The organism is Alloscardovia sp. HMSC034E08, from assembly GCF_001813415.1.
GTDB classification, from domain to species: domain Bacteria; phylum Actinomycetota; class Actinomycetes; order Actinomycetales; family Bifidobacteriaceae; genus Alloscardovia; species Alloscardovia omnicolens.
Window position 1 is genome coordinate 37,788 of sequence record NZ_KV812465.1, and the last position, 8,738, is coordinate 46,525.

The window sequence follows — 8,738 nt, forward strand, 5'->3', positions numbered from 1 at the left end:
GTGTCTACTGCGCATAAAGTATTATCCATTGCAGGAGCAAGCGTGAGTGCTGTGGCATTAGTTGGAGCCTCCGCCTTCCTTGCCTCCGGTGTTATTCGACCATCTTTTATGAGCTACAACGAGTCCCGCTCTGCAGCACAAACTCGCAATGTTGATCAGGTGAATTCTTCGATGTATTGCCCAGCTCGTATGCAGCTTGCAGATACAGATAATTATGGTGACTCTGATTTTCAGGCAAGTGCTGGTGATTTAAGCTCCAGTATGCGTGTGGGCTTGATGGGTGCTTTGTATCAGGCGCAGAAAGAAAGTGTGAATCACACAGATACCAGCTCATTGCTTGATAATAAAACAATGAGCAACGGTGATGTGCATACAGTTGCGGGTGATGCTGGAACGTCGAGCGTTTTATCTACCCGCACTTTAGCAGCACAAAAATTTACGGGCGCTGCTGGAACGGTGCTATCGTGGGCTACACAGGCAGATTTACGGGGTTTGTCCGCAGCCTCATGCGTGCCTTTTAGTTCTTCTCAATCCTTCCTTATTCCGCCAACAGATACGGGTTGGTCTCAACAGCTGATTGTGGCGAATGCTTCCGATAAATCCACATCAGTGCAGTTAAAGGCATATGGTTCTGGTTCTGCAGAAGAATTGAAGTTTGAAACCCATGCAACAGCAACCGTGGCAGCCCATGCAGAAACCACGATTGATTTATCGGCTGCTTTCGATGTGAAAGACGCTGCTTTTGTTACGGTTACATCGAATTCTGCTCCTGTGGCAGCGGTGATTCAGGCTGTGCATATGAATGGTTTGGTGCCGCAGGGATCTGACTATATTGTTCCAGTTAGCTCTGCCGCTGTGCAGCAGGTTATTCCAGCTGTTGATGGAGTGCGGCAAGGGCGATTGGCTATTCATGCCGCCAGCAGGAGCGGTTCGGCGCGATTGAGCTTTGTCGGTGCACAGGGCGAAATCGAGAAGCGCGATGTGGAGTATAACGCGGGGCAGTTAAGCGTGAGTGATTTTGATGCGATGCCGCAAGGTACGCAAGCAATTGTCGTGACTTCGACAACGCCTGTGGTGGCGGCATTATATGGCACTGGTGCGGCTGCCTCGGATGGGCAGAACGATTTTTCTATGACTAATGGTCATGCTGCACAGTCTGCTTATGCTGTAGCTGTTCCTGATGGTGCTTCTGCCACCATTGACGTGACGAATATACTGTCCGACTCCCAAGATGTACATGTGGTTGCTTTTAATGCTGATGGTCAGCAAGTGGGTAATAAGGATATTTCTCTTGCCTCACATAGCGTGGCGCAGATTCAAGCCAGCGATTTGGGCAGCGGAGTAGCGCTGGTACAAATTTCTCAAAAGAGTAAAGGTGCATCCGCTTTGGTTGTGGGGCAAAGCTTTAGTATGGAGGCTCTGAGTAAAGCGCAGGTAACTGCACGTGCTACCTCTGTTGCCACATCAATGGACTTATCTACAGCACAATACACAATTACGCATAAACATTCAGTTCTGAACTAAACTACGCTAAACGCCTGCTTTTCTACAAGAGCAGGCGTTCGTCTATAGTTTTAGTTCTTATCTGACCACGAGGGGTCAATACTTTCAGGGTTCATACCGTATAAATCCGCTAACTGCGCCACAATTTCGTAGCGAATAATCATCTGCATATCTGTGCGTGTAGAGGCACGAAACTCTATTGGTTTACGATACAAAGCAATGCGAGCAGGAATACCATGTCGTGCAGGAAAGTTCTGAGATAAAACAACTTTGTATTCTTCCCACGCCAAAGGGTCGGAAGGCGGAACATCTTCTACAGCAAATTCTATAGTATTCAATAAATGCGGCCAAGCACGTTTCAATCGGCTTACTTGAGCAGAAACCATAGCATCAAAAAGACCTGACGATGTGCGGTCGTGAGGAAGAGAAGTAAACACTGGACGGCGTAATCCTCGACCATGACGGTTACGATAGATGGGTTGAGTCCAAGGTTGTTCATTCATACTATGTAGCTTAGCAGTGCCTGTACAATAGGGACAGTGGAAAGGTGACACGATGACGTCTAAACTTGTAGTGCCGCATGCTCGAGATATTGTGATGAGTGATTATGCTGCTGTAGCGCGCGTATTAGGTTTTGACTTGGATAATACCTTAGCACGTTCTAAAATGCCGATGAGCGATGAGACGGCTCGCTTATTTATTTCGCTGACCCACATACTTCCCGTAGCAATTGTAACTGGTGGACATTATGAATTGATTGAGTCGCAAGTCTTAGATTCGGTTGCACCTTATGCGTATGCCCCTCATCTTGTGTTGTTGCCTACAACAGGAACGTCATATTATCGTTTTAATGGTCGCTCGTATGTGCCGTGGTATGTTCTCGAACTGACTGCTGATCAGAAAAATAGGGCACAGGCTGCTTTAGAGAAATACGCTCGAGCTTTGGGATTATGGTATAAGCATACTGATGGTGTGCGTATTGAAGATAGAGGCAGTCAGATTACGTTTTCAGCTTTAGGCTCTCAAGCTCATCTTGACTTAAAAGAAGCGTGGGATGCGGATGGCTCGAAGCGCACTGTTTTAGCTGCACATGTTCAGCGTGAACTGCCTGATTTAACGGTACGTGTAGCCGGTGCTACTAGTGTAGATATTTCTAACCGGGGTATAGATAAAGCTTTTGCTGTGTCTAAGATAGCGCAACAATTTAATATTTCCACCTCCGATATTGTTTTCGTAGGAGATCGCATGAGTGAAGGTGGCAACGATTACCCTGCTGCTGTGGCTGGAACTCATGCTGTGCGTGTGGATGGGCCGGATGATACGAATGATTTTATGCGCAGTTTTATGCGCGCATATACTCATGGGATTATGATTGACGTTGTGTCTCGCCGTGCGTGGGTTCATGACAAAGAAGTCGCTATTGCTGATACTGAATTTAGTTTGCTTTTAGCTCTTCTTCATGCTCGTGGTGAAGTAGTAAGCCGTGAAGATTTACTCAAACAGGCGTGGGGATACGAAGATTCAGGAGATACACGATTATTGAGTGTATCTATTGCTCGATTACGCGCTGTTTTAGAAGATAATCCTCAGATGCCACAACGTATTCAGACCGTGCGCGGTGGGGGATATCGCTTAGTTTTTGCTTAGAAAACACGGCGTGTTATTCACATTGGTTCACATGTAGTTCTGTATTTTCTTCTCTTAGGAGCGCGTCATAGAATACATTCATGATTCCTTCGTTTCTTCGCATGCTTAGTTTGATTATATGTAGCCGTCGTTGCGCAGGCTGCGGGCGTAAAGACGCTGTTCTGTGTAACTCCTGCATGCAGTATTTTGATGATTCATATACGCGCGATATTGCGCCGACATTACGAGTTTTATCGTGTGCGCGTTATCAAGGTCCGGTTCGTCAAGCTATATTGTCGTGGAAAGATCATGGAGATGAAGAATTAGACCTCCTTTTTGCATCACTATTGGCTGTACGCTGTGTAGATGCTATAGAACATTATGATGAGGAAGTGTCATGGTGTATTGTTCCAGCTCCATCATCGCAATCCTCGCTACGTCGTAGAGGTCGTGCACATATGCATAACGTGGCTCAGTTCATATCGCGTATGATGAACGCTTATTCGCGAGCATACGGATTGGCATGGTCAGCGCATGTGTGTGACGCTGTGGGCATGACGCCACAGGTGCATAAAGCGGTAACAGCGAACGATAGACATAATCGTTTGCATCGTTTAGACAAAGGATTGCGATTGTGTGCAACGCATAGTATGGCTCATGCTCAGGTGATCCTTATCGACGATATTGTAACTACGGGTTCAACTATGCGTGCTTGTATACGCTTCCTTCGCTCACATCATGCACAGATTGTAGCCGCCTGTTGCTTAGCGGATGTGCGTGAACAGAACGCAGATGCTTAAGCGCGTACGCTCACCATTTCTGGCCAGCAGGTGGTTGCTCGAGGAGATAAGAATTCACGTTTCATGCTCCATTGTGCTCCCGTATCTTCGTTTAAGCGTTGCGCAGAGCGGATTCCGCCATAACCAATGCCTACACGCATGGAGCCAAAGCGCTGTCGTGCAATTTCGAGAATATCTCCTACACCGCGGTCGATATGTGGTTGAAAAACCTCTAGGGGAGAATAAGTGTCATCATCGATAAGCCCCTGTAGAATAATTCCCGCACGCGCATAAGGTTTTCCTTCTTCAATCTGCTTTTCAATACAAGCACAGGCTTGCTGTGTAATAATCAAAGGATCGTTTGTGGGCTCGTCTAAAGCACGGATTCCATGTATATGTGAACGGTCTCCATCTTGAGCAAAACGACTAGTGGAACAGAATACGGAAATGCTCGAACATAAGCTAGATTGACGGCGCAATCGATACGTAGCCTTTTGTGCATAGACACTAATAGCTTGCTTCAAAGATGCAATATCACCTAGCGTATGAGAAAACATGCGCGAACACATAATCTGATGAAGGCGTTTTCCATCGAGAGCATTAGATTCAGAATTAAAATCAATACACGCTATTCCACGTAGCTCCAAAATTATTTGCTGTACAGATACGTTAAAGTGCTTACGCATGGCTACGGGATCGCTGTCTCGTAACTGAGCGGCTGTAAGAATGCCCATACTCATTAATTTTGGAGCTAAATGTCTACCGATTCCCCATACATCGTTTACAGGAATAAGCTGAAGAAAATGAGGATTAATAGATAGAGCCTCATCCCAGCTCATAATAGTACGTGTTCCCACATGTTTTTTTGACCAATGACTCACCACCTTGGCTAAAGTGCACGTGGGAGCAATGCCAATAGAAATAGGTAGTCCTAAACCTTTCCACACTGCTTTTTGCATGGCTTCACATCTGCTGGTTAAATCTGAACTATGCCCTTGCACATCGAAAAAACATTCATCAATTGAATACACATGCTGCTGAGCAAAAAATTGGTTCATCACATGCATCATTCTGGTTGATAAACTGGCATACAACTCATAATTTGAACTACAGGCTACTACGCCATGTTCTCTGGCAAAATCACGAATTTTAAACCATGCAATTCCCTCAGGAATTTTCAGCTGTTTTGCTTCAAAACTGCGTGCTACCACACAACCATCATTATTAGATAGAACAACAACAGGAATATTGGCAAGACGTGGATTAAAAACTCTCTCGCATGAGGCAAAAAAGCTATCTGCATCAGCTAAAATAAATTGGTTTGGTGCCCTTAGTACTGCCATTATTCTCACCCCCGCATGTTTCGAACAGAGCTATGTTGGGGATGATAGCTTCCTATAATCACGCCCCACAAGGTTATTGATTCATCAAAATACAGATGAATATCTTTATCGTGCATAGCATAGGTGCTCAGCACGGGGTTGCCTTGATTATTTGTAGTTAATCGTCTCAGAAGAAGTTCTTCCTCATAGGTAATAACAACAATATCGTCATGCTCTGGAGTAAGAGAACGATCAACGAGAATAATATCGCCATCAAAAATTCCTGCACCTTCCATAGAGGAACCATTAATACGCATAATAAAAGTGGTATCTGGATGCGTAATAATATTGGCATCGAAAGAAAAATCGGAGGAGAAATAATCCTGTGCTACGGAAGGAAAACCCGTATGAGATTTCGCGCGCACTGCTGCCATAACACACCACCTTTCGAACATTTGTTCGAATAGTTTTTCAGGTGGGCTGGACGAAAAAAACGCTCTGCGACATGCCAATATATAGGCTGTGTGCAGAGCGTTGTATAAGGATAACGACTTAGATTACTTCGTGCTGTTATTGTGGTATTGAGGCAAAGTAATTTCAAAATTTACGCCACGTATATCGTCCACAACTTTCACAGTGCCCCCATGAAGACCAGCAGCCCATCGTGAAATAGACAAGCCCAACCCCGTTCCGCCTGACATTGTTCCTGGACGATTGCGGTGTCCCTTAACATAGCGGCGGAAAATATCTGAACGGTCTTCCGGTGCAATTTGAGAACCAAAATTCACAACATTGGTCACAACACAACCGACACGAAGATCTTCATGAGCTTCTACCAGAATTGATGTATTATCGGCAGAATGCTTAAGAGCATTAGCAATAATATTAGTAAAAAGCTGACGTAATCGATCTTCATCGCCGTCCATCCATAAAGCCGGAGGAACATCTAAAGATACGTGATGGTTGTGGCTGCCATCAGCAATTTCAAGAGGTGCAATCACGTCATCCAAGAAATCACGCACATTAAAACGAGTAATCTCTAAACTGGCAGCACCTGCTTCCATTCGGCTTAAATCAAGCAGGAAAGCAATCAAATCGCTTAAACGTTGTGTTTGACCTAAAATGCCCTCTAAGTTTGCAGGAGTTGGTTCTACTACACCATCAGCCATATTTTCTACTAAAGCTTGCAGAGCCGATACAGGTGTACGCAATTCGTGGCTCACATTAGCAATTAAATCACGACGCATTTGGTCAGCATGTTCGAGCTCATCTGCCATCACATTAAAGGATCGAGATAGTTGACCGATTTCATCATTGCTCTCTAAAGCCATAGATACGCGCTTCGTATAATCTCCCTGAGTCAAAGATTCTGCAGCATCGCGTATTTCACGAAGAGGGGCAGTAAGTCCTTGCGCAAATAAATAAGTAACGCTTAAAGCAATCGCCAAAGTAATAGGTAAAGCAATCCAACCAGAAATACCTAACTTAAGCAAGCCCCACGCAAAAACAAAAGCAAAAAACGTATCTAAAACAATAAGAACGCTTAACTCGATTTTCAGTGAACGAATAATCCCTAAAGGACGATAACTATTAAAATGGCGAGAACTCTTTGAGGTAGAGCGAGAAGATTTCATTTGTAACTCCGTAAAAAAGCGCTACTTCCTGTTTCTTTACGAAACAAGAGTAGTAGCGCCCATAAAAATCATGAAATATAGAAATTATTGAGCATCGCCCTCATCTGCAGGAGGCTCAAATGCATAACCAACGCCATGTACTGTGCGAATCATATCGGCACCCAACTTATGACGTAAAGCCTTCACATGCGAATCTACAGTACGAGTGCCAGATGCGTCCACCCAATCCCACACTTCCTCAAGCAGCTTTTCACGAGTCAGTACGCTCTTTGGCTTGCGTGCAAGAGTGGAGAGCAAATCAAACTCAGTAGGAGTTAAATGCACAACCTCAGAATTCAAGGTGACAATACGTTGAGCTGGGTCAATAAGCAAACCGCCAAACTGTAAAATTTTCTCGTTCTCAGAATTCTTGGCAATAACCTTAGCACGTTCTACGCGGCGCAACAAAGCCTTGCATCGTGCAATAAGTTCGCGCATGGAAAAAGGCTTAGTCATATAATCGTCGGCACCGGCGCTCAAACCAATAATCTTATCAGTCTCATCATCGCGAGCTGTCAGCATAAGAACTGGAACTGGGCGGGACGATACAATACGCTTGGTTGCCTCTAAACCATCCATAACCGGCAACATAATATCCATAACAATTAAATCAGGCTTAATCTGGATAGCAGCTTGAACAGCAGTTGCACCATCGCCAATAACTCGCGCATTCCATCCCTCAGACGCTAAACGCTGTGCAATAGCAGTAGCAAGGGTTGGCTCATCCTCAACTACGAGGATAGTATGCTGTGCAGGTCGCGTTGTAGACATATTCATAATGTAGCTTTCTTGTTAGATTGCCATTCTGTAATTATCATAGCGCAAGATATGGCGAAAATGCGTGTCCTTACTTTATGGCAGACTAAACGGGTTGAAATTTTTGCTGGAAGGCTTATTTTATGGACTATAAGGTCGGGGATACCGTCGTTTATCCGCGCCATGGCGCAGCTCGCATTGAAGAAATTGCAGAACGCGAATTACGAGGAGAAACAAAGACATATCTCAAGCTGTCTGTGCTTTCATCTGACGGCCTGATTATTAATGTTCCAGCAGATACCGTTGAACAGCTGGGCGTACGCGATATTGTAGACGCAGTAGCTGTAGCAAAAGTTTTTGAAATTTTGCGTACTCCTATTGTAGAAGAGAAGACGAACTGGTCTCGTCGCTACAAATTAAACCAAGAGAAAATTGCTTCGGGTGACGTCAATAAAGTCGCAGAAGTAGTACGTGACTTAGCTCAGCGTGACGATAACGATCACGGTTTATCTGCTGGTGAAAAACGCATGCTCTCACGCGCTCGCACTATTCTCACTTCTGAAATTGCTTTGAGTGAGAAGTTGGAGGAAGAAGAAGCTCAGCGTTTGCTTGATGTTAATTTAGGCTATGAACAGCCTCAGCCAGGCGACGAGAAGCATCATGCTCAGGCTCCTGAAGAACCTGCTGATGCAACTTTGCGTCGTGTAGAAGCTGAAGAAGTAGCGAAGAAAAAGAAGAAGTAAGAGCTTTTAAGCTGTTTATATACGTTCTATAAGAGATACGTTCTATAAGAGCAGGGTATCAATCCGCGGGGATTGGTGCCCTGCTGTTTTGTGAGAAATAGAAGAATGTTTTCGGCTTCTTGAGATTTGGCTCGCTGGTATGGTTTTTCAGCAAGCCGTACCTGTGTGTGGCACGTGATGAGTGAGGTTCCCCTGTGGGGTATGCGATTTTGTATGTTCTCAATCATGACGTGTTCAACGCGGACTTACTGGGAACACGTTTGAGCCTGATTAGTGCTTGTTTTTATGCTCCCAAACATGATACGTTCAACGTAGCCTGACTGGGAGCAGTGTGTT

Annotated in this window: 9 protein-coding genes; 4 read left to right on the forward strand and 5 right to left on the reverse strand. The window is 44.9% G+C overall.

Annotated elements, in window-relative coordinates; translation table 11 throughout:
- Complete coding sequence (locus HMPREF2909_RS01340) at window positions 1-1,524, forward strand: DUF5719 family protein (RefSeq protein ID WP_071414934.1); 1,524 nt, start codon at window positions 1-3, stop codon at window positions 1,522-1,524.
- A gap of 50 nt (window positions 1,525-1,574) precedes the next feature.
- On the opposite strand, the gene HMPREF2909_RS01345 is transcribed toward HMPREF2909_RS01340, so the two are convergent.
- Window positions 1,575-2,006: a metallopeptidase family protein gene (locus HMPREF2909_RS01345; protein ID WP_034298118.1), complete on the reverse strand. Its 432-nt coding sequence runs from the start codon at window positions 2,004-2,006 to the stop codon at window positions 1,575-1,577.
- A gap of 52 nt (window positions 2,007-2,058) precedes the next feature.
- On the opposite strand from HMPREF2909_RS01345, the gene HMPREF2909_RS01350 reads away from it, so the two are divergent.
- Both HMPREF2909_RS01350 and HMPREF2909_RS01355 read left to right on the forward strand, forming a co-directional pair.
- Window positions 2,059-3,150, forward strand: a complete 1,092-nt coding sequence (locus tag HMPREF2909_RS01350; protein WP_071414936.1) for an HAD-IIB family hydrolase — start codon at window positions 2,059-2,061, stop codon at window positions 3,148-3,150.
- Window positions 3,151-3,230: 80 nt separating this feature from the next.
- Window positions 3,231-3,929: a ComF family protein gene (locus HMPREF2909_RS01355; protein ID WP_084797190.1), complete on the forward strand. Its 699-nt coding sequence runs from the start codon at window positions 3,231-3,233 to the stop codon at window positions 3,927-3,929.
- Here the strand turns inward: HMPREF2909_RS01355 and HMPREF2909_RS01360 are convergent.
- The 4 genes from HMPREF2909_RS01360 to HMPREF2909_RS01375 form a co-directional block, all read right to left on the reverse strand.
- Complete coding sequence (locus HMPREF2909_RS01360) at window positions 3,926-5,251, reverse strand: Y-family DNA polymerase (protein ID WP_071414938.1); 1,326 nt, start codon at window positions 5,249-5,251, stop codon at window positions 3,926-3,928. The two genes, HMPREF2909_RS01355 and HMPREF2909_RS01360, sit on opposite strands and share 4 nt — an antisense overlap.
- A 5-nt stretch (window positions 5,252-5,256) precedes the next feature.
- Window positions 5,257-5,664, reverse strand: a complete 408-nt coding sequence (locus HMPREF2909_RS01365; protein WP_071414939.1) for a LexA family protein — start codon at window positions 5,662-5,664, stop codon at window positions 5,257-5,259.
- 123 nt (window positions 5,665-5,787) lie between these two features.
- Window positions 5,788-6,864, reverse strand: coding sequence for a sensor histidine kinase (locus tag HMPREF2909_RS01370; protein ID WP_071414940.1), 1,077 nt, complete (start codon window positions 6,862-6,864; stop codon window positions 5,788-5,790).
- Window positions 6,865-6,948: 84 nt separating this feature from the next.
- Complete coding sequence (locus HMPREF2909_RS01375) at window positions 6,949-7,680, reverse strand: response regulator transcription factor (protein ID WP_071414941.1); 732 nt, start codon at window positions 7,678-7,680, stop codon at window positions 6,949-6,951.
- Window positions 7,681-7,802: 122 nt separating this feature from the next.
- On the opposite strand from HMPREF2909_RS01375, the gene HMPREF2909_RS01380 reads away from it, so the two are divergent.
- The gene (locus tag HMPREF2909_RS01380) at window positions 7,803-8,402 is read left to right on the forward strand and encodes a CarD family transcriptional regulator (protein WP_021618506.1); all 600 of its coding nucleotides are present in this window, start codon (window positions 7,803-7,805) and stop codon (window positions 8,400-8,402) included.
- Window positions 8,403-8,738: the final 336 nt, after the last annotated feature.

Bases quoted from the DNA above. Each gene is read 5' to 3' on its own strand.
- HMPREF2909_RS01365 (WP_071414939.1), bottom strand. From the start codon at position 5,664: ATGGCAGCAGTGCGCGCGAAATCTCATACGGGTTTTCCTTCCGTAGCA.
- HMPREF2909_RS01355 (WP_084797190.1), top strand. From the start codon at position 3,231: ATGATTCCTTCGTTTCTTCGCATGCTTAGTTTGATTATATGTAGCCGT.
- HMPREF2909_RS01380 (WP_021618506.1), top strand. From the start codon at position 7,803: ATGGACTATAAGGTCGGGGATACCGTCGTTTATCCGCGCCATGGCGCA.
- HMPREF2909_RS01375 (WP_071414941.1), bottom strand. From the start codon at position 7,680: ATGAATATGTCTACAACGCGACCTGCACAGCATACTATCCTCGTAGTT.
- HMPREF2909_RS01345 (WP_034298118.1), bottom strand. From the start codon at position 2,006: ATGAATGAACAACCTTGGACTCAACCCATCTATCGTAACCGTCATGGT.
- HMPREF2909_RS01370 (WP_071414940.1), bottom strand. From the start codon at position 6,864: ATGAAATCTTCTCGCTCTACCTCAAAGAGTTCTCGCCATTTTAATAGT.
- HMPREF2909_RS01350 (WP_071414936.1), top strand. From the start codon at position 2,059: ATGACGTCTAAACTTGTAGTGCCGCATGCTCGAGATATTGTGATGAGT.
- HMPREF2909_RS01360 (WP_071414938.1), bottom strand. From the start codon at position 5,251: ATGGCAGTACTAAGGGCACCAAACCAATTTATTTTAGCTGATGCAGAT.